This window comes from Gynuella sunshinyii YC6258, assembly GCF_000940805.1.
GTDB classification, from domain to species: Bacteria; Pseudomonadota; Gammaproteobacteria; order Pseudomonadales; family Natronospirillaceae; genus Gynuella; species Gynuella sunshinyii.
Genome location: NZ_CP007142.1, coordinates 4,659,050 through 4,679,142, shown reverse-complemented (window position 1 = coordinate 4,679,142; position 20,093 = coordinate 4,659,050). Strand labels below are relative to the sequence as shown.

The 20,093-nt window shown below is 48.9% G+C and carries 15 protein-coding genes; 8 read left to right on the top strand and 7 right to left on the bottom strand.

Features of this window, described 5'->3' with window-relative positions:
• Positions 1–135: 135 nt before the first annotated feature.
• The 5 genes from YC6258_RS19455 to YC6258_RS19435 all read left to right on the top strand — a co-directional run bounded on the left by YC6258_RS19455 (position 136) and on the right by YC6258_RS19435 (position 8,050).
• Complete coding sequence (locus tag YC6258_RS19455; RefSeq protein WP_169748998.1) at positions 136–1,182, top strand: DUF2868 domain-containing protein; 1,047 nt, start codon at positions 136–138, stop codon at positions 1,180–1,182.
• Complete coding sequence (locus tag YC6258_RS19450; protein WP_052830422.1) at positions 1,179–2,576, top strand: GTPase/DUF3482 domain-containing protein; 1,398 nt, start codon at positions 1,179–1,181, stop codon at positions 2,574–2,576. Before YC6258_RS19455 ends, YC6258_RS19450 begins: the two co-directional genes overlap by 4 nt.
• A gap of 362 nt (positions 2,577–2,938) precedes the next feature.
• On the top strand, positions 2,939–3,934 hold the full coding sequence (locus YC6258_RS19445; protein ID WP_144407702.1) for an alpha/beta hydrolase: 996 nt from the start codon (positions 2,939–2,941) through the stop codon (positions 3,932–3,934).
• Positions 3,935–4,026: 92 nt separating this feature from the next.
• A complete protein-coding gene (gene trhP, locus YC6258_RS19440) occupies positions 4,027–5,391 on the top strand; it encodes a prephenate-dependent tRNA uridine(34) hydroxylase TrhP (RefSeq protein ID WP_044618393.1) in 1,365 nt (454 codons plus the stop codon).
• Positions 5,392–5,719: 328 nt separating this feature from the next.
• Positions 5,720–8,050, top strand: coding sequence for a putative bifunctional diguanylate cyclase/phosphodiesterase (locus YC6258_RS19435; protein ID WP_052830420.1), 2,331 nt, complete (start codon positions 5,720–5,722; stop codon positions 8,048–8,050).
• 42 nt (positions 8,051–8,092) lie between these two features.
• On the opposite strand, the gene YC6258_RS19430 is transcribed toward YC6258_RS19435, so the two are convergent.
• Genes YC6258_RS19430 through YC6258_RS19420 form a run of 3 tightly spaced genes read right to left on the bottom strand, consistent with a single transcriptional unit; the run spans position 8,093 to position 11,368 of the window.
• Complete coding sequence (locus YC6258_RS19430) at positions 8,093–9,163, bottom strand: aldose epimerase family protein (protein ID WP_044618392.1); 1,071 nt, start codon at positions 9,161–9,163, stop codon at positions 8,093–8,095.
• A 10-nt stretch (positions 9,164–9,173) separates the two neighbouring features.
• Complete coding sequence (galK, locus tag YC6258_RS19425) at positions 9,174–10,328, bottom strand: galactokinase (protein WP_044618391.1); 1,155 nt, start codon at positions 10,326–10,328, stop codon at positions 9,174–9,176.
• Positions 10,325–11,368, bottom strand: a complete 1,044-nt coding sequence (locus tag YC6258_RS19420) for a UDP-glucose--hexose-1-phosphate uridylyltransferase (protein ID WP_044618390.1) — start codon at positions 11,366–11,368, stop codon at positions 10,325–10,327. Before YC6258_RS19420 ends, galK begins: the two co-directional genes overlap by 4 nt.
• A gap of 149 nt (positions 11,369–11,517) precedes the next feature.
• Here YC6258_RS19420 and YC6258_RS19415 point away from each other — a divergent pair, with 149 nt between their 5' ends.
• Positions 11,518–12,531 (top strand): LacI family DNA-binding transcriptional regulator, encoded by a 1,014-nt coding sequence (locus YC6258_RS19415; RefSeq protein WP_044618389.1) that lies wholly within the window; start codon positions 11,518–11,520, stop codon positions 12,529–12,531.
• Positions 12,532–12,539: 8 nt separating this feature from the next.
• On the opposite strand, the gene YC6258_RS19410 is transcribed toward YC6258_RS19415, so the two are convergent.
• The 3 genes from YC6258_RS19410 to lrp all read right to left on the bottom strand — a co-directional run bounded on the left by YC6258_RS19410 (position 12,540) and on the right by lrp (position 14,860).
• Positions 12,540–13,094 carry a cytochrome b gene (locus tag YC6258_RS19410; RefSeq protein ID WP_044618388.1) on the bottom strand — a complete coding sequence of 185 codons (555 nt, stop codon included), beginning with the start codon at positions 13,092–13,094 and terminating at the stop codon, positions 12,540–12,542.
• 117 nt (positions 13,095–13,211) lie between these two features.
• Entirely contained in the window at positions 13,212–14,309 is a 1,098-nt protein-coding gene (ddlA, locus tag YC6258_RS19405; protein ID WP_044618387.1) for a D-alanine--D-alanine ligase, read from the bottom strand.
• Positions 14,310–14,374: 65 nt separating this feature from the next.
• The gene (lrp, locus tag YC6258_RS19400; protein WP_044618386.1) at positions 14,375–14,860 is read right to left on the bottom strand and encodes a leucine-responsive transcriptional regulator Lrp; all 486 of its coding nucleotides are present in this window, start codon (positions 14,858–14,860) and stop codon (positions 14,375–14,377) included.
• Positions 14,861–15,067: 207 nt separating this feature from the next.
• Here lrp and ald point away from each other — a divergent pair, with 207 nt between their 5' ends.
• Positions 15,068–16,186: an alanine dehydrogenase gene (gene ald / locus YC6258_RS19395; RefSeq protein ID WP_044618385.1), complete on the top strand. Its 1,119-nt coding sequence runs from the start codon at positions 15,068–15,070 to the stop codon at positions 16,184–16,186.
• Positions 16,187–16,353: 167 nt separating this feature from the next.
• On the opposite strand, the gene YC6258_RS19390 is transcribed toward ald, so the two are convergent.
• Entirely contained in the window at positions 16,354–16,701 is a 348-nt protein-coding gene (locus YC6258_RS19390; protein ID WP_144407701.1) for a hypothetical protein, read from the bottom strand.
• A 281-nt stretch (positions 16,702–16,982) separates the two neighbouring features.
• On the opposite strand from YC6258_RS19390, the gene YC6258_RS27570 reads away from it, so the two are divergent.
• On the top strand, positions 16,983–20,084 hold the full coding sequence (locus tag YC6258_RS27570; protein ID WP_052830419.1) for a flagellin N-terminal helical domain-containing protein: 3,102 nt from the start codon (positions 16,983–16,985) through the stop codon (positions 20,082–20,084).
• The last annotated feature ends 9 nt before the right edge of the window (positions 20,085–20,093 follow it).

Sequence of the window (20,093 nt, the reverse complement as noted above, 5' to 3'; positions counted from 1 at the left end):
GCCAGTTCTGACAGGAAAAATCAGGACTCCTGGCAGTTGTTATCCGTCTGGTTGCAACGCATCAGTCATACCAAAATACGATCCGTTAGTTTAGGTTGGATGATTCTGGCAGGGTTTGTTTTCGGAATAATGACCATGACAGGATTGCTCTCTTATTCTGGAAGCGCACCTATTAACCTGATTTATCTGTTATTGGTGTATGGACCTCTGCAATGGCTTCTGATGGCTTTGGCACTTGTTTCTGTGTTGCTGCATGGTAAAGGGCTTGCTGTCACCCGCTGGCTCAGTGGTCAGAAATTTTTGCAGATTTTTCCTGTTTTCTTTTATCGCTGGTTGCTTTTCTGGTTGAATCAATGGCTGTCACTCAGTTTCCTGTTTGGGTCCCTGGTAGCGTTTTTAGTGTTACTGGTCAGTCAGGATCTTGCGTTTGGTTGGAGCACAACGATTGCTTTCGCACCAGAGCATATCACCGCTGTGTTGGATGGTTTGTCTGCGCCATGGGCATCCTGGTGGCCGCAGGCAACAGTTAGCCCGGAATTGGTTAGCGGGACTCAGTTCTTTCGCCTTCAGGGAGTACAGGGCAATTATGATGTGACATTGTTTGGGCAGTGGTGGACTTTTATTCTGGCATTCATCCTGACTTACAATTTATTGCCCAGAGGACTGTTGCTGCTGGTGGGGCAGATAATGATGATCACCAGAGTGAATGCCCTGTTGCATCAGGATGCAGAAGTCTTTCAATTAATTGATGATCTCAAACCGACGGTTGTGGAGACCGGTAGCAACCGTAATGCTTATTATCAAACCGTTTCTGAACCTAAAACCAGAGTATCCCATGGCGGATATGATCCGGATGCTGTTGTCCTGCTGTGGGGGCTTAGCACCGAGGATTTGAATCATCTGCATTTGTATGAACGTTGTGAAAACGCCACGCAGCTGACTGATCAAGTGGATATTTCAACACAGACCGAATTCACACTGATGGTTCCCGGGTGGGAGCCTCCAATTGCAGAGCTGGCTGATTTGCTAAAACGTTTTCCAACTGCTTCGGTACAGCTGTTATTGTTGCCACTGGATCAACAACTCGATGAAGCGGATGTGGCAAGCTGGCAAATGTTCAGTGATTCACTGGTGCAAATTAAGAAGTTGTCAGTTTGGTCAGATGAGGAGTCAGTTTCATGATTCACCCCTGTTTTGTTGTTGTTGGTCACCCCAACAAGGGTAAGTCGAGTCTGGTGGCTACGCTGGCCCAAAATGATCAGATCGGCATTTCTGCGCTATCGGGTACTACGCTTGAAAGCACCGTATATCCAATGACGGTGAATGATCAGCTTTGTTATGAACTCGTGGATACGCCCGGTTTTCAGCGTGCTGCCCGGTTGCTGGAATGGTTACAGCAGCAGCCAGTAACAGCTTCACAACGACAGGAAACAATTTTGGCCTGGCTGCAGCATGACGAAAATGAGACTCATTTTCCGGATGAATATCGTCTGCTGACACCGCTGGCCTCAGAAGAGTCTGCCATTATTTATGTTGTGGACGGCTCCAAACCCTATCGTTCGAGTTATGAAGCAGAAATGGAGATCCTGCGCTGGACCGGACGGCCCCGTATGGCCATTATCAATCCTATTTCAGAAACAGATTTTATCGCAGATTGGCAACAGGCTTTGGACCAATACTTCAGCGTGGTCAGAGTGTTTAACCCGGTGCGGGCTTCATTTACGGAGCAGATTGATCTGTTAAGAGTTTTTTCGACCCTCAAACAAAATTGGCAGGATGCTATTGAAAGGGCTGTGGCCGCTTTGCAGCAGCAACGTGAAGAAAAATTACGTGATGCCCTGGAACACTTGATTGTAGGAATGGAGGAAATCCTCACGCTGAAGATGAAGATTCCGTTGCCACCACAAGAGCAACTGGCAGATAAAGGTCGTCAATTGGTACAAACTCGTTATCGTCATAAAGTAGCTGAACTGGAGCAGGCTGTTCGCAAACGCATTCTGAAATCCCTTCACCATTATCATTTTCAGGATTTGTCGGAACCAATGTTATTGCAAAGTAGCGATTTGTTTGACCAGCGGCAGTGGCGGCTATGGGGGTTGCCGAAACAGCAATTGGTATGGTTTGCTGCTGGGAGTGGTGCCGCAGCCGGAGCACTTGTAGATATCGGGTTGGGCGGAAGTTCGTTGTTGATGGGAGCAGCAATTGGGTCTGTGTTGTCCGGTGGTACGGTATTGTTATGGGGTAGAGATATCGCTAAGGCAAAACTGGCAGGCAAAATTCCAATGGGCTATGAGGAGTGGAGTATCGGGCCTGTCCGTAATCTTTCATTTGCCTGGGCGCTGCTTTCAAGGTATTTGTATTTGATTGAAACCTTGTTGCATCGCAACCATTCCCGCAGGGACAGAGTCGAAGAAGATGACCAGGCCTTGATTGCCGGCAATTTCCGTCAACGGGTTGATCAATTGAATAATAAAGACAAGTTTAAGCTCAATGCCTGGTTACAAAATGGTAAACGTTATTTTAATAGCCATGAACAGCTGGTATCAGTATTGGCCAGATTGATCAGTGTTGAGTGAGTCGAATTATTGCTATGCTGTTGATCAGTGACCGTATTCGACATTCAATTGGCAATGTTACTGAATATGTTTGTACCGGAGAGTGGCGAAACACTGTTTTTCGCCTGAAAGCAATGCGGAACATTAGAAAACTTACAATAATAGATACAATGTTAACCGCAAAATGGTGCATATCGGGGCTGAATGTGCGTTATGAACCCTGATGTGTGTTAATTAAACAGTACCTTAACAATGGTTCAAAAACAGGTCGGATGATCATTTAATTGTGACGGCGTGTAGGCATCTGCTGTGATTGTATGCCTGAAGGCTTGGGTTTAAGGGATTATTGTAGTTCCATGAGAGTGGATGGAATGGAGAGTTAAGTGAGGAGTTCAAAGATAGTGATTGCATTGGTGTGTTTGGGAGTACTGGTCCTACTGTTCCTGATTGGACCCCGTCCCCAGATTGATACGGCAGCACGAAAGGTCAGCCCTGAAATCCCAGAGCAATTGTCTGCTTTACCGGAATGGTTGCGCAAGAAAGAATCGGATTTGGGGAATGTTGTGCCTGGAGCGGAAAAACAGATTGTCTGGGCCAATCCTGAGCAACCGGCTCAAACAGATATTGCTGTATTGTATCTGCATGGGTTTTCCGCCTCGCGGCAGGAAATTGCACCCGTACCTGAGTTGGTGGCCAAGGCACTCAATGCCAATATATACCTGACTCGGTTACCCGGCCATGGCCGTGGCACCGAAGTCATGACCAATGCGACGGCCAATGACTGGCTCGAGGGAGCCTGGGAATCCTGGCAGATCGTTTCCAAGCTTGGGCGTAAGGTGGTGGTTATTTCTGTTTCCACCGGAGCACCGCTGAATGTCTGGCTCATGCAGACACAGCCAGGAGTGCAGGAGAAAACCGTCGCCAGCATATATGTGTCACCCAATTTTGCAGTGAATAACAAAGCCTCTTCGATGCTGGCCTGGCCCTGGTCAAAACATTGGGTACCCTGGGTGCTGGGGCGCGAATACTCATGGGAACCTAAGGATGAGCTTCAGGCCAAGTACTGGACCACGCGTTATGGCGTCAAGGTACTGTCTCAATTACAGGTACTGCTGAACTGGGCCGCCAAGCAGGACTATTCCAGTATTAAGGTGCCGCTGTTGTTGATCAATAATGATAAAGACAAAGTGGTTGATCCCAAGGCCGCTGATCGGGTATATGCCGCCTGGGGAGGTTATAAGCAGCATGTAGAGATTCTGGCGCCAGGTGATGCTAACAGCCACGTTATCATTGGTGACATCATGCACCCGGAAAACAATGATGCGGCCGTAAAAAGCATGCTGACATTTTTGGAAAAGGTTCAGAACTCTAGTCAGTAAGCTTGTTTGATTTTGTCTCTGTTGGTCAAAATCTCTTCAGATCGAGACCAGGATTGATATAATTCGCGCCCTTTTTTAATCGGGCGCGAATTATGCCAGTCTCTCATCAGCCAGAACTTCTCTCTCCAGCGGGCACTATCCGCAATATGAACTTTGCCTTTGCCTATGGTGCAGATGCTGTGTATGCCGGGCAGCCCCGTTATAGTCTGCGAGTGCGTAATAATGATTTTTCCCATGACAATCTTGCGGCCGGAATTGCCCGTGCTCATGAGTTGGGGAAACAGTTTTACGTCGCTTCCAATATCGCCCCGCACAATGCCAAGATCAAAACCTACATGCGGGATATTGAGCCAGTGATCGAGATGCAGCCGGATGCGCTGATCATGTCTGATCCTGGAATGATCATGATGATCAAGGACCGATGGCCGGATCAGGTCATCCACCTGTCGGTGCAGGCGAATGTAGTGAACTATGCCTCTGTGAAGTTCTGGCACCGAAATGGTATTCAGCGGGTTATTTTGTCGCGAGAGTTGTCGCTGGATGAAATAGAGGAGATCCGGCAGCAGTGTCCGGAGATGGAGCTGGAGGTTTTCGTACATGGGGCTCTATGTATCGCTTATTCCGGCCGCTGTCTGTTGAGTGGCTATATCAACAAGCGCGACCCGAATCAGGGAACCTGCACCAACGCCTGTCGCTGGCCCTATAAGGCACATGAGGCGAAAGAGGACATCAGTGGAGACGCCATACCCGTGGACCCACAGGTATGGACCCCTCCAGCGCAAAAAATAGCATCTGATCAGCCTACTTTGGGTGACGGACCGGTGACAGATCAGATTTTTCTGTTGGAAGAAGAAGGGCGTCCCGGTCAGTTTATGCCGGCTTTTGAGGATGAGCATGGTACCTATATCATGAACTCAAAGGACCTCCGTGCTGTTCAACACGTTGAGCGGCTGACCCAAATGGGAGTTCACTCCCTGAAAATCGAAGGACGGACAAAATCCCATTATTATGTTGCCCGTACTGCTCAAGTTTATCGTCAGGCAATAGATGATGCAGTTTCTGGTCGTCAATTTGATCGTCAGCTCATGGGGCAGTTGGATAACCTGGCCAACCGTGGCTATACCGAAGGCTTTTACCGTCGACACGTTCACGATGAGTATCAAAATTATGACGTGGGTCGTTCAGTGGCCACACAACAGCAGTTTGTGGCTGAAGTGATTGAACGTAATGGCCAACAGTTGGTGATGCGGGCAAAAAATAAATTCCGTGTCGGCGATTCGCTGGAACTGATGACTCCGGCAGGTAATCACAATTTCGTACTCGAAAATGTGAGGCTGAAGAAAAATGGCCACGATATACAAGAAGTACCAGGTTCCGACTATGAAGTTGTCCTGGACGTTCCTGAGCATGTGGCTGCCGCCGCTGAAGAATTTGGTCTTTTGATGCGGAATTTTTAGGTTAACCCACAAGAGGCGACTTGGCTCTGTTTGAATCTGTTGGCTCGATGTGTCAAACAGACAGCTTTGACTTGTTTGATGTGTCGGGCTCGCCTTGATTGCCAATCAATGGTGAAATCTTCCTTCAATTAATTGTCATCGACATAAATATTTATTGAGTTAATCGTATCCCGCAATCGTCATGCGCTGTTTTATCGTTGCGCTTCCTGCTCTCAGCCCCTTTATCCCCATGTTAATGCTGTCGCGGTGTTGGACAGCCCCGAATAGGCTGTCTATTCTCCAGACATAAGAATGAAAAATTCGCTATATCCATTGCTTTGGGTCGAATATGTACAAAACGCAGGGTCAGGGCCAACATGCCGACGTCTGGCCTCTTGCCGATGAGTTTGAAAGTCAGGTTCGGGCGATGCAGATCCAGTCCGTGGTTCGCATTACCCCTTTGATCGCTTGCGTTAATATTTTTAACGCAGCAATACTTTCTTTTGTTTTCTGGAGTGATGACTACCGTTTGCCATTGGCAACATGGAATGCGGTTGTTTTGTTTGTTTGCTTGAAGGCTCTGTTAGCATGGTTCCGTACCCGTGGACGACAGATGCCGATGCACGCTTCTCGCAGGGCGATTGGTCGGGCCAATACGCATGCGACGTTATTGGCTGTTTTATGGGCATTGCCAGCGGCATTTTTGTTTGGTTCGTCCACTCCGGAGCAACAGCTGTTATTGTCCAGTGTGACAGTCGGCATGATGTGTGGCGGAGCACTGATTCTTTCGAACATCGCGTTTGCTGGTACGGCATATTCTTCCATTGTGGGGTTTGGCGGAATGATTGCTTTACTGTCTTCCAATCTCTCCACTGCTTTGCCATTGGCTGTATTGCTATTGATCTATATTGCGGTATTGGATGCAGGTGTAATCCATTTGGCCAGAATTTATCGTGCCCGTATTGTGGCGGAGCTACTTGCGGAAAATCAAAAGCAGGTCATTAGTCTGTTGCTGAATGATTTTGAACAACATACGGCAGATGTGTTGCTGGAAATGGATAGTCATCTGAAGTTCAGGCGTGCCTCCGATAAACTTGCGGCCTTTTTCAGACTCTCAGAGACGGAAATTATTGATCATTCACTGATCGAGCTGATTGCTGGTTTTCAGAAAACATTGAGGCCTGAAACCCGGGCGGCCGCACAGCAGTCACTGGCGATTCTGAAGCGTCATTTTACCGGCCAAAAAGCATTCCGAGACATAGAATTTCCTGTTCAGCGTGGAGAGGAGGAATTCTGGTGGTCATTAACGGCTCGCCCCATCGGCTCAGTGGGCTGGCGTGGAGTAATCTCGGATATTACGGTGGCCCGTAACGCTCAGCAGCACATCTGGCATCTCGCCCACAGTGATGCCATTACCGGGCTTGGGAATCGCCATCAGTTTCAGCATGTGCTTCGGGAGATGTTTCCATGCATGGCAGGGCAGTCGTCGCAGATGGTAGCGGTGCTGTGTATCGATCTTGATCGTTTTAAATCTGTGAATGATGCCTATGGGCACAATGTTGGTGACAAGCTGCTGTCCTTTGTGGGGCGACGACTGGCCAAGCAGAGCAGGGAACAGGACCTGGTGGCGCGGATTGGTGGAGATGAGTTTGGTATTGTTTTAAAGGGGATCGGGAAACGTGTCGAGGCCGAGCAGATTGCTGAACGTATCCTCGAAAAACTGCAGGAACCGTGCAACATTGACGGCAATGTTATTCATATTGGGGCCAGTCTGGGATTGGCACTGGCGCCAGTGGATGGCGATAGACCGGAAATCCTGTTGAAACATGCTGATATGGCACTTTATGCGGCCAAGGCAGATGGTCGTGGACGTATGCGTAGTTTTTCTGCGTCCATCAGCGAACAGGTTGAGAAAAAACTGGTGCTGGAAAATGCGCTGCGTACGGCAATTCAAAACAACGAGTTATATTTGGTATATCAACCTCAGCAACATTTGAAAACCGGTCTTATCGAAGGGTTTGAGGCATTGCTGAGATGGGAGCATCCCGAGTTTGGCAAAGTGACACCGAGTGTCTTTATTCCGGTCGCTGAAGAGAGTGGTCTGATACGGGAAATAGGCTTATGGGTCATTGAACAGGCGTGTATGTTCAGTCGCTTGCTACCTTCGGGAATGCGTGTTGCTGTTAACCTTTCGCCATTGCAACTGGTTGGGCACGATCTGATTGATCGGTTGCAGGACATTCTGGAGCGTTATGACATTCCCGCCGATCGCCTGGAGTTTGAAGTAACTGAATCCATGTTGATTAACTCTGCTTCTGATATGGATATACTGACGCTGTTGAAGGCAATGGGAATCCGTATTGCGCTGGATGACTTTGGTACCGGGTATTCTGCCCTGTCTTATCTGCGTCAGTTTCCGTTCGATAAACTAAAGATTGACCGCAGTTTCATGAAAGAAATTAAAACCCATCAGGATGCACTGGCAGTGGTTGGCGCCATAATCGATATGGCTAAGGCTTTGGATATGGAGGTCGTGGCGGAAGGAATCGAGGATGAGCAGACGCTGAAACTGCTGACATTGTATGGCTGCGATACGGTACAGGGGTATGTGATTGCCCGGCCGATGCCGGAGAAGGATATCGCTGTCTTTCTGGAAAATTACCGATTGGCAATGCAGTAGAATAGCCCACAATATGGGCTATTCAGTATGTGCAGACAATGATCACGGATGATAAATATCAAACTGCCATTCTATGGTTTCGTGATACGCATGTTCCGGTGTAATCAGCGTCGACGGAAAGTGCTTGTGGTTTGGTGTATCGGGAAAATGCTGAGGTTCCAGACAGAAGCCGGCGAAGTTCTGATAAACACCACCCTCACGGTTTTGTGTTCCGTCCAGTACCTGGCCGGTAAAAAACTGTACACCGGGTTGGGTGGAACTGACCTGCAGACGAATCCCTGTCTCGGGGTTGATGGCCTCGGCTTGCAGCATCAGATCATCATCGTTTTGGGTTTTGATCACAAAATTATGATCAATACCGCCATAGTGTTTGACGAAGTCCTCGCCACTGTTCAGTGCATCCTCGATTGAGCGGTAATCGGTGAAATCCAGCACCCCTCCCTTCACAGAAACCAGTTCCCCGGACGGGATCAACAGCTCATCACATTCAGTGACCTGACTGCCATGAATTTTAAATAAATGATCGGTGACTTTCTGATTTGTCTGTCCACTCAGATTGAAATAGGCATGATGCGTGACATTCAGGTGGGTCGGTTGATCAGTCGTTGCATGAATATCGAAACGGACCCGGTTATCATCGTCGAACGTGATCGTAATGGTGCACAACACATTTCCAGGATAGTGATGTTCGCCATCAGCCGAAGCCCGTTCAACCACCAGCGTGGGAATGCCATCTGTCAGTTCCGCTTTTTTGATTGTCCACAGGTTTTTGGAAAAATCATTGTTACCATGCAAATGATGAGGACCAAGGTTACAGTCAAGCTGATAAACCTTGTCGCCGACGGGCATACGGCCATGGTCGATACGGTTGGCAAAGCGACCTACAATAGAGTTCAGGCCGATATTTTGTTCATAAAACCCTTTCAAATCGCCACAGCCCAATACCACATTGGTTGGCTGTCCGTTCTGATCGGCAATCATCAGATCAGTTACGTTCAGACCAAAGTTACAGATTGAGATTTCATTGCCATGGCTGTTCTTGAGTACGACTAATTCAGCCCTGGACTGATCTGGCAGCAGCCCATAAATTTGTCTTGAAACCATTGCGGTCATATTGGTTACCTCATGCCTGGTTAGCAAAAGCACCCTGACTGGCTTTGCAAATGAAAATTTCCGGTGTCAGGCCGGTTTTCGCCGGATATTGTTCAGTGACAGCTTCAATAACCTGCTGTTGTAATGCTTCGGGCACCAATGCTATCACACAGCCACCAAAACCACCGCCGGTCATTCTAACTCCGCCATTCTGTCCCACAACTTCAGCAATAATGTCCACCAGGGTGTCGATGGCCGGCACGGTAATTTCAAAGTCATCGCGCATGGAAATATGGGATTGCGCCATCAGCGTGGAGAGTAGTTTCATATCGCCTGCTTCCATGGCCTGAGCCGCCTGAACAGTGCGGTCGTTTTCAGTCACCACGTGCAATGCCCGTTTATATGCCACCGGGTCAATCTGATCCTTATGGCTTTCCAGTTGTGTCAGCGACACATCCCGTAATGCTTTGACATTCAGTTGTCGGGCTACCTGTTCACACTGCTGGCGGCGAACATTGTATTCTGAGTCAACCAGACCGCGTTTGACGGCAGAATTGATGATTACCAATGAAGTGTTTTCCGGCAGTTTGTATGTTTTGGTTTCGAGGCTGCGACAATCAATTAACAATGCCCGTTCGGATACTCCCAGCGCAGAAATCAATTGGTCCATAATGCCGCACTGAGTGCCGACAAAATTATTTTCTGCTGCCTGGCCGACTAATGCTGCCTGGACACCATCAATGGTTTCGCCACTCAAATCACACAGACATGAAACCGTCACCATTTCCAACGCCGCGGAAGAACTTAAACCGGCGCCGGTAGGCACGTTACCAGTGATCACCAGATTGGCCCCACAGAGTTGATATCCGCGCTGTTTTAATTCTATGACCACACCACGAATATAATTGCTCCAGCTGGCGTCAGGATCAGCAGTGATTTCCTCGTCGAGATGAAAACGACTGGTACTCAATCCCATATTCACAGCCGTTAACTCAATAACTCTGTCATCCCGGGCTGAGGCCGCGATCATATTGCAGTAATCAATCGCTGCCGGCAGGACAAAACCGTCATTGTAGTCAGTATGTTCACCAATAATATTAACCCGTCCCGGAGCCTGATAGATCTTATCTGCTGAGCGTTGGTACAGGCTGAGGAATGTTTGATTCAGTTGATCTTCGAGAGTCATTTGGGTTGTCTCTTATAATGAATGTCAGATAGCGTCTGTAGTTTTTGGGCGGCTTGTTCCGGCGTCAGGTCGCGTTGCGGCTCACCCAGCATTTCATAGCCGACCATAAATTTTTTAACGGTCGCAGAGCGCAGCAATGGTGGATAAAAATGTGCGTGTAATTGCCAGTGTGCATTGTCTTCTCCATTGAATGGAGCACCATGCCAGCCCATGGAATAGGGGAATGAACACTGGAACAGATTGTCGTAACGGATGGTTAACAAGCGAATTATTTCGGCCAGGGATTGTCGTTGCTGAAGTGATAACTGAGGCATTTGTGTTATCTGAAAGCGTGGCAGAATCATAGATTCAAACGGCCACATGGCCCAATAAGGAACCACTGCCACCCAGTCGTCATTTGCGACAATCACACGCTCCTGTTTTTGCACCTCCTGTTCGACATAATCCAGCAGCATTGGCCGCTGATAGCGTTCAAAATACTCACGCTGATGGAGGTCTTCGAGCTTGATTTCCGTTGGCAGGTGCTTTTGTGCCCAGATCTGGCCATGAGGGTGTGGTTGTGAACAACCCATAACCGAGCCTTTGTTCTCGAAGATCTGCACGTTGGCATAGCGGCTGCCCAGATCCTGATACTGTTCGATCCAGGTATCGACTACGACTTTGATCTCGTCTGCGGTCATTTCCGGCAGTGTTTTGGAGTGATCCGGCGAGTAGCACACCACCCGGGCCTCGCCTTGTTCTGCCTGCAGCGTAAAAAGTGGGTCCTGTTGTTGAAATTCAGGTGTATCTGCCTTGAGAGCGGCAAAATCGTTACCAAAGACATAGGTGTTTTGATAGTCTGGATTGTGGTCACCGGAGATGCGTTTGTTACCTGCGCACAGATAGCAGTTCGGATCATAACTGGGAGTGACTGAATCTTCTGATTGTTCGGATTGTCCCTGCCAGGGACGTTTGGCCCGATGGGGTGAAACCAGTATCCAGTTACCGGTCAGCGGATTGAGCCTTCTGTGAGGATCATTGACTGCATTGAAAGTGGTCATAACGTGATTTCCGGTTGAAGTTTGCGTTATTATGGTTTTTCTTGAAAACGTTTTCAAATAATTATTAATACGGTCTGTTACAATTTGTGTCTCCTGGGTTTTTATGCAGTTATTCCCAGCACTATTTACAATGATCAGGAGCTTAACCTATGGCCACGATTAAGGATGTAGCCCGAATAGCCGGTGTTTCCATTTCTACGGTTTCACGTGTGATTAATAACCCCGAATCTGTTGCACAGGAGAAACGGGATGCGGTGAACCAGGCGATGAAAGAGGTGGCCTATCGACCCAACACCTTGGCCAGGGCGTTAGTCAATAACCGTTCTGACTGCATCGGTTTGATGGTTGGGGAATTGGGTGGGATCTTTTTTGCCCAGGCGATGCAGGGAATCGACAAAGTGGTCGTTCAGGAGGGCAAGCATGTCATCATCACCAGTGGCTATCATGCCGAGCATATGGAACGGGAGGCCATAGAGTTTTTGATTCAGCGGCGCTGTGACGGTTTGATTCTGCATTCCAAAGCGCTCAGTGATGACGCATTGCGGGAAGTTGCCAGCCGCCCAACACCGGTAGTATTCATCAACCGCCTGATTCCAGGGTTAGAAGATCGTTGTATCTTTGTCAACAACATCAACGGTGGCCGCCTGGCAACCGAGTTTCTTATCAAAAAAGGCCATAGAGATATCGCCTTTGTCTGCAGTAACCTGGCCTCGGTACCCGATGGACTGGAACGTGAGCAGGGCTATTTTGAGGCACTTCGACAAGCCTCAATTCAACCCCGTAATGAATTGGTGATGAGAGCCTTTCCGGATGAGCAGGGGGGCTATGAAGCCACCAAGCGGCTGATACACAGCGGGCAGTCATTTTCCGCATTGTTTGCTTATAGCGACCAGATGGCTGTTGGTGCTATCAATGCCCTCGATGACCATGGCCTGAAAGTTCCTGAGGATGTTTCCGTCATCGGCTTTGATGATGTGGATATGGCCAAGTATCTGCGTCCCAGTCTGACCACGATCCATTATCCAATTGGTGCAATGGGTGCAAGAGCGGCATTGAGGATACTGTCGATGGTTGACCCTGAACAATACCCGGACCATGGTGGTGACCTTGAATTTATTCCGAGTCTGGTAGAACGCAAATCGGTAATTGCCAGATCCGCTTAACAAGCAAACTATCGGTTGAGACCCAGCATGCGTTTCAACGTTGCGTCTTTATCGAGCCAGTGATGTTTTAAACTGCCAATGACATGCAGTATCAGGGCCGCCAGGACAACGTAAACCAGTTTAGTATGGCCAAATACGCCCAGACGATAAATGAAGTCGTTATAAGGCACCATTTTATCAGGGTCATCGGGTGACGGGTTGGGGGGAATGATGACCCACTCAAATACATGCAGGCTAAAGCCACCTGCACCCGAATACATCATTCCGGAAAGGGGCATACCAATTGTGGCCAGAATTAAGATCCAATGAGTGATTCTGGCCAGTATCAACTCGTAGCGAGGATGCGAGTCATCGACAGCTGGCCAGCCTTCCCGGATTCGCCAGACAATACGGGCCAAAGCCAGACCAAACACAATGACGCCAATGGACTTATGGTAGTAGTAAAGCTCAAGGTTGTAAGTGGCCCGCATGTAAAACCCGAGTGGAATCATCAAGATGAAAGCCAGCGCGATGAGCCAGTGAAAAATAATGGTGGGCTTACTCAGTATCGATGTGTTTGTCATGTGAGCCTCCTTTGGAGTGCACCAGCACTTTGCAGGTTGTTGATAAGCACTACAAATCAACCACCTGCTAAAGGATTCATGATAGCCGCCTGGTTATGTTTTGGTAAGTTAAGGATGTTACCGGTTGGTGCTGAGATGCCGTTTCTGATCGAACCGTTCCAGGGCCAGTTCAATGAGTCGGGTGACCAGCTGCTGCTGCGGTATACCTGAATGTTCCCACAGTTTCGGGTACATGCTGATATTGGTGAATCCCGGCAGCGTATTGATTTCGTTGATGAAAATTTCATCCTCCGGGGTCAGAAACATATCCACCCGGGCAAGCCCGGAGCAACCGAGCAGGCGATAGACTTCAATTGCTGTCTGCTGGATTCTGGCTGTCTGCTGAGCGCTGATCTCGGCAGGTATTTTCAGTTCAGCGGCATCTGCATCAATATATTTGCTCTCATAGCTGTAGAACTGATCAGCGGCGATAATTTCACCCACGCAGGAAGCCATGATCTCATCGTTTCCAAGCAGGGATATTTCCAGTTCGCGACCCTTGACCGCTTTTTCCACCAACACTTTCTGGTCGTATTTGAATGCGTGACGAATGGCCTGATTCAGTTGTTCCCGGTTTTTAGCCCGGCTGACACCAACGGACGAGCCCATATTCGCGGGCTTGATGAAAACGGGGTAACCAAATTCTGTTTCTATCTGCTCCAGTGGCCACTCCGATTGCCAGTGATACAGGGTAATAAACTCAGCATTCAGAATACCGGCATCGCGCAACAAGCGCTTCATAATATCTTTATCCATACCCAGTGCACTGGCTGTGACATCAGCGCCTACACAGGGCAGATTTGCCATTTTGGCCAACCCCTGAATAGAACCGTCCTCTCCATACGGGCCGTGCAGTACAGGAAAGATAACATCCACCTGACCGAGGGACTCCTGGCTGTCGATGCGAACCAGCCGTCTTTCCGGGCCATTGGGAATCAGCCCTACCTGCGGGGCTGACAGATTGAGAGCGATATCAGAGGGATTATCGGCATTCAGCAGTTGGATAGACTGTTCATTAAGGAACCACCGGCCTTCGCGATCAATACCGATCAGGACCGGTTCAAATTTTTCCGGATCGAGAGAGTTGATGACATTTTGGGCTGACTGAAGTGAAACCTCGTGCTCGGCTGAGCGTCCACCGAAAACAACTGCCACTTTGATTTTATGACTGGACATGATAACTCTGAGACAACAATAAAAAGATGCAACATGTTACGTGCCTGTTGCCAACATTAAAAGAATCAGCGCTTATAACGTACCGGCACTTCCAGAGTCTCCTTGACCTGTTCCATGACCACGTAGCTGGTACTCTCCTGAACGCCCGGCAGAGTCAACAGGGTTTCGCCATAAAATTTTCGGTAAGCGCTCATGTCAGCAACGCGGGCCTTAATGAGATAGTCGAAGTTACCCGAGACCAGATAACACTCCTGTACTTCCGGTAACCTGGCGACTGCTTCTCTGAATTGATCGAAAATATCCTGGGCCGAACGGTTCAGTCGGATTTGCACCAGTACCACTAGCGCAGAATCCAGAAATTCCGGATTGACCAGTGCGCTGTAGCCGAGAATAACCCCTTCCTTTTCCAGTTTCTTCACCCGTTCCATGCACGGTGTCGGACTTAACCCGACTTTACGAGAGAGTTCTGCATAAGAGGTACGTCCGTTTTTCTGCAATACCCGCAGAATATTGCGGTCAATGGTACTGAGTTCTTTGGCGCGTCTTTTCATGGAATGAGGCCTTGTTTTAGCGGATGTAAAGAATAGGGCAATAGTGGAATCATCTTAAAATAAAATCAATATTAGTTGAATCATCTATACATGGAAAATATCCATCTTAAATAGTCTTATCAATTCGCAATATTGCTAAGGAACCTCAAAAGCAGCTTGCCTATACTTTTGTCCATGAAAACATAACGAATAACACAGGTGATTATGATGTTGATTGGGGTTCCTAAAGAAATAAAAAACCACGAATATCGGATCGGTTTAACGCCCGCAGGTGTTCGCGAACTGGTGGCCAATGGTCACAAAGTGATTGTTGAAAAAGACGGTGGTGCCGCGATTGGCTTTGACAATGAGCAATATATCGCCGCCGGAGCGAGTATCATCGATACCGCTGAAGAGATTTTTGCAACTGCAGAAATGATTATTAAAGTCAAAGAACCGCAACCTCAGGAATGCAAAATGCTGCGTCCCGGACAGGTACTGTTTACTTATCTGCACCTTGCACCCGATCCGGATCAGACCCGCCTGCTGGTGGAATCCGGAGCGACCTGTATTGCGTATGAGACGGTGACGGACGCTCGTGGTGGCTTGCCGCTGCTGGCACCGATGTCAGAAGTGGCCGGGCGTATGTCCATTCAGGCCGGTGCTCATCACCTGGAAAAAGCCCAGGGTGGACTGGGCATGTTGCTGGGTGGGGTACCGGGTGTTGCGCCTGCCAAAGTACTGGTTATCGGTGGTGGCGTTGTGGGTACGCACGCAGCCCGGATGGCCGTAGGTATGGGCGCTGATGTCACCATTCTGGACCGTTCTTTGCCACGTTTGCGTGAGCTGGACAGCGAGTTTGATGGCCGTTTGCGCTGCGTGTATTCCACTGCAGATGCCATAGAACAATACGCTTTGGAAGCGGATTTGGTTATCGGAGCCGTCCTGATTCCAGGAGCGGCTGCACCCAAACTGTTGACCAGAGACATTATTACCAAAATGAAGAAAGGTGCTGTTGTGGTGGATGTGGCCATCGATCAGGGTGGTTGTTTCGAAACATCCAAAGCAACCACTCACCAGGAACCCACGTATGTTGTTGACGGGGTCGTTCATTATTGTGTGGCTAATATGCCGGGCGGCGTTGCCCGTACCTCGACCATGGCATTGACCAATGCAACTCTGCCGTTTGCAGTGGCATTGGCCAACAAAGGCGCAAAACAGGCATTGCTTGATGATGCTCACCTGCTTAATGGTCTGAATGTGCATGCAGGTCAGGTCACCTTTAAAGCGGTTGCAGATGTCCTTGGTTATGAATTTTTGGATGCCCGTGCGGCACTGGAAAAGTAGGTTTTGATTGAATCAGAAAGTCTGATCGCCCTGATTGGGGCGGTCAGGCTTTTTTGTCTCCGACTTCAGCGTTCTCAAACCCACCTGTCTCCCTCTTAAGAAACCGACCCACCCATATCAAGCCATCATTCGAATAATTGCACTTGGGACAGCTGATTCAGCAATCATTATTCTTCGCCACCATAGGCCTTGAGTGCGTTGGCGCGAACTTTGAGCTGGTTTTGTTCCTTGAGCAGCATCTGTTGTTTTTGTTCCAGTAGCTGACGTATTTTGGTGTGTTGCTGGCGGATGTAGTCAATATCGTCAGCAATGTGGTCACGAATCTGAGTTGTGTATGCTGAAGCGTGAGCATTGATGTGTGAAAAAAACATTTCGATTTTCTGTTGGCGTTTTTGACTGATCTTGAGCAGATCAGGAATGTTATCTGCTGCAAACAGCAGGTCGATTTCATCTGTCATTCGACGAATGCTCTGCCAGTCCCGCAGAATTTTCTTAGGTAGTGTCTCTGTATTCATAAATTTGTAATCACTTGTAAAAAACAAGGCAAGTTATTGCCGCTATTTTGACGGATCATCTTGCAGCAGCAATCGTCATTCCATCAGTTTAGATGTTTTAGCGGTTTATTCTTCATTTCAGGCAACTGGTTCGTTATAAAAGAATATAAATTAATTTTAAAATAACAATTTCATATAAAAGAATCATCTCCACCCGCCGCTAACACCATTGTGAATGAACAACATCGTTGGCAACAACGGCAATACCGCCGCTGTGCTAAACAACGAAGGAGATGTAAATCATGCCTCAAATTATTAATACCAACATTGCTTCTTTGACAGCACAGCGCAACTTGAATACTTCGCAAAGTGCTAACCAAACGGCTCTGCAACGGTTGTCTTCCGGTCTGCGTATTAACAGCGCCAAAGACGATGCGGCGGGTCTGGCGATTTCCACCAAGTTTGACTCCCAGATCAGTGGTCTTAGTGTTGCAATTTCCAACGCCGGTGACGGTGTTTCTCTGGCCCAGACTGCAGAAGGTGCACTGGGTGCCATGACTGAAAACCTGCAGCGTATTCGGGAACTGGCGGTTCAGTCTTCCAACGCCACCAACTCTGAAGATGACCGGGTCGCTCTGCAGGCCGAGGTAGAGCAGCTGGTTGAAGAGATCTCCCGTACTGCCGAAGAAACCACATTTAACGGTCGTAACCTGTTGGATGGAACGTTCTCCGGAGTTTTCCAGATCGGTGCCAATGCCGGTGATACCATTGAAGTTAATATCTCTGAATTAACTGCCGGAAAACTGGGTTCATCATCCACAGCCGGTGTTTCTGCAATTGGTAGCTCCAGTGCCATTTCCAATGGTGACCTGACCATCAATGGCGTGGCTGTTTCCGCCAGTAGCGCGTCTGATGATAATTCATCCACTTACAATAAAGCCGCCAGTGCGATCGCTAAAGTAGCTGCCATCAATGCGGTTTCTGACCAAACCGGTGTCAGTGCAGTCGTTAACGAAAACGAAGTAGCTGGTACCTCAATGACCGCAACGGCCATGAGCGGTACCATCTCCCTGAACGGCGTTGAAATCGACATTCAGACCACTAACGATGCCTCTTCATCCCGTGCTTCAGTGGTTGAAGCCATCAATGCAGTATCAGACCAGACTGGTATTGTTGCATCAGACTCCGGATCTGACTCCGGCGGTGTGACTTTGACCGCAGCGGACGGACGGAACATTACCCTGGGTTTTGACAACCTGACCAATACTGCTGGCAGCTCTTTCGTCAAAACAGCCGGTTCATCCAACTACACTCTGAATGAAATTGCTGCTGCGACTGGTCTGGCCGTTGGTGGGCAATACAACTCATTGGATACTGGTGCAGCCGCAAACTCCTTCACTACCAGCACAGCATCTGTCACCAACAATGCCGCCCAGGCATCAGCGGGTACTTATGAAGGTGGTTACACCTTAATCGCCAATGCCGGTACTGACGAAATTGTCGTTGAAGGTGGTAATGATACGGGCCGTGGTGACCTGGCCAATGCTGGTCTGGTTGCTGGAACCTATACCAGCTCAACGGCAGCTCTGGTATCCAACAAACAGTCCGTGAGCTATTCCGAAACCGCGCTTGAAGTGACTGCGTCAGCTACCCAGATTCTGGATGCTGATCGTATTGCTGCGGCTGCCACCAATGATGCTGGTGCGGTAACAGCATTCTCTTTTGCAGTTGATGGCTCAGAGGTTTCCAGCGGTGTGACTTCTGCTGCAGCGCTTAATCTGGCTGAGGTCACTGCTGAGATGAATACTCAGCTGGCGGCTGATGGGGTTACCGATGTGGTTGCCTATGAAGAGTTTACTGTCGAACTGAGCATGAGTGCTGGTAACCTGGCTCAAGGGGATACCTTTGATCTGGAGACAGAAACAACGGCTACGACTGTTGCGGCGGTTGTCGGTGATGTTGCATCCGGTAACGGATTGGCAGAGCTGGCCGATGCGATCAACTCAACAGATTACAGCTCAATCGGGCTGGAAGTCAGTGCTGAACTGAACTCTGCTGGCGATGGTGTTGTACTGACTGTACACAACTACAGCGGTGAAGCTGTTTCCATTGGTGGTACCACTGCTGATGCGGGTAACCTGCAAGGTGCATACGTCAAACCAGACGGAACCACTGTTGCGGCCGAAGACGTTGAAACGGCGGACCTGTATGTCACTGGTAACCTGGCTATTTCAACATCTTCCAATAAGCAGGTCAGTATGACCCTGAGTGATGCTACTCAGGTATCCAAACTGTTTAACAGTGATACAGTTGCTTCAGAAACCTTGACTGCAGCTGCGACTGTGAACGGGTTGGATGATGGTGACCTGGTATTGAACGGTGTGGGTGTTCCGGCTCCTTCCGGTGGTGAAGATACAGCCAGTGCTGTTTACGCGAGCGATGGTTCTACCTCGATCTACTCTTCAGATAAAAGCCTGAGTGCTATTTCTGTTGCCGCAGCCATTAACTCAGTATCAGATGAAACCGGTGTTACCGCTGAAGTGAATGCCACTCAGGTTACCGGTGGCGACGGTACTGCTGCTGCCACTTCGATTGCCAATGATGTATTTAAAGAAGGCGATCAGGCCGGTCTGTACATCAACGGTGTCTCTGTTGGTACGATTACCCTGCAGAACGACAGCTCCGGTACTTTGGATGCAGACAAGGCCAAAGCCGATACCATCGATGCGATTAACCAGAAGTCTGGTGAAACAGGTGTTCGCGCCGTCGATAACGGGGTTTCCATTACTCTGGAAGCTGCGGATGGACGGAATATCTCTGTTGCGATCGACGACAAATCCGGTAACTCTGCATCAATTGGTGCAATCATGGGTCTGGATGCTGCAGAAGACGGTATCGGGGAAAGCACATTTGGCTTGGGAGATACTTCCAACGGTACTAACGCAGAAGCCAGAACCTACGAAACCACTTACGGTACAGTCAAACTGACATCTGCTTCTGCCATTGATGTCTCTGTTGGCACCAACGGTAAAGATGAGCTGGCCTCATTGGGTCTGCAGTCTGGTACTTACGGCGGTGGTACAGACGGTACCTTCCTGAAAGATATTGATATCTCAACCTTCCAGGGTGCTCAGGATGCTATCAAAGCGATCGATAACGCATTGCAGACTGTATCCAGTCAGCGTGCCGAACTGGGTGCTTTGCAAAACCGGTTTGAATCAACTGTCAGTAACCTGGAGATCACCTCTGAAAACCTGACATCTGCGAACTCGCGTATTAAAGATGCTGACTTTGCCGCTGAAACTGCAGAACTCAGTCGTACGCAGGTTCTGCAACAGGCCGGTATCTCTGTTCTGGCACAGGCTAACCAGCAGCCGCAGCAGGTGCTGTCACTTCTTGGTTAATCAACAAAA

What these genes read in the sequence shown, in the direction of transcription:
- YC6258_RS19455 (WP_169748998.1), top strand. Translation starts at nt 136, where the DNA reads ATGACAGGATTGCTCTCTTATTCTGGAAGCGCACCTATTAACCTGATT.
- YC6258_RS19450 (WP_052830422.1), top strand. Translation starts at nt 1,179, where the DNA reads ATGATTCACCCCTGTTTTGTTGTTGTTGGTCACCCCAACAAGGGTAAG.
- trhP (WP_044618393.1), top strand. Translation starts at nt 4,027, where the DNA reads ATGCCAGTCTCTCATCAGCCAGAACTTCTCTCTCCAGCGGGCACTATC.
- YC6258_RS19435 (WP_052830420.1), top strand. Translation starts at nt 5,720, where the DNA reads ATGTACAAAACGCAGGGTCAGGGCCAACATGCCGACGTCTGGCCTCTT.
- YC6258_RS19430 (WP_044618392.1), bottom strand. Translation starts at nt 9,163, where the DNA reads ATGACCGCAATGGTTTCAAGACAAATTTATGGGCTGCTGCCAGATCAG.
- galK (WP_044618391.1), bottom strand. Translation starts at nt 10,328, where the DNA reads ATGACTCTCGAAGATCAACTGAATCAAACATTCCTCAGCCTGTACCAA.
- YC6258_RS19420 (WP_044618390.1), bottom strand. Translation starts at nt 11,368, where the DNA reads ATGACCACTTTCAATGCAGTCAATGATCCTCACAGAAGGCTCAATCCG.
- YC6258_RS19415 (WP_044618389.1), top strand. Translation starts at nt 11,518, where the DNA reads ATGGCCACGATTAAGGATGTAGCCCGAATAGCCGGTGTTTCCATTTCT.
- YC6258_RS19410 (WP_044618388.1), bottom strand. Translation starts at nt 13,094, where the DNA reads ATGACAAACACATCGATACTGAGTAAGCCCACCATTATTTTTCACTGG.
- ddlA (WP_044618387.1), bottom strand. Translation starts at nt 14,309, where the DNA reads ATGTCCAGTCATAAAATCAAAGTGGCAGTTGTTTTCGGTGGACGCTCA.
- lrp (WP_044618386.1), bottom strand. Translation starts at nt 14,860, where the DNA reads ATGAAAAGACGCGCCAAAGAACTCAGTACCATTGACCGCAATATTCTG.
- ald (WP_044618385.1), top strand. Translation starts at nt 15,068, where the DNA reads ATGTTGATTGGGGTTCCTAAAGAAATAAAAAACCACGAATATCGGATC.
- YC6258_RS19390 (WP_144407701.1), bottom strand. Translation starts at nt 16,701, where the DNA reads ATGAATACAGAGACACTACCTAAGAAAATTCTGCGGGACTGGCAGAGC.
- YC6258_RS27570 (WP_052830419.1), top strand. Translation starts at nt 16,983, where the DNA reads ATGCCTCAAATTATTAATACCAACATTGCTTCTTTGACAGCACAGCGC.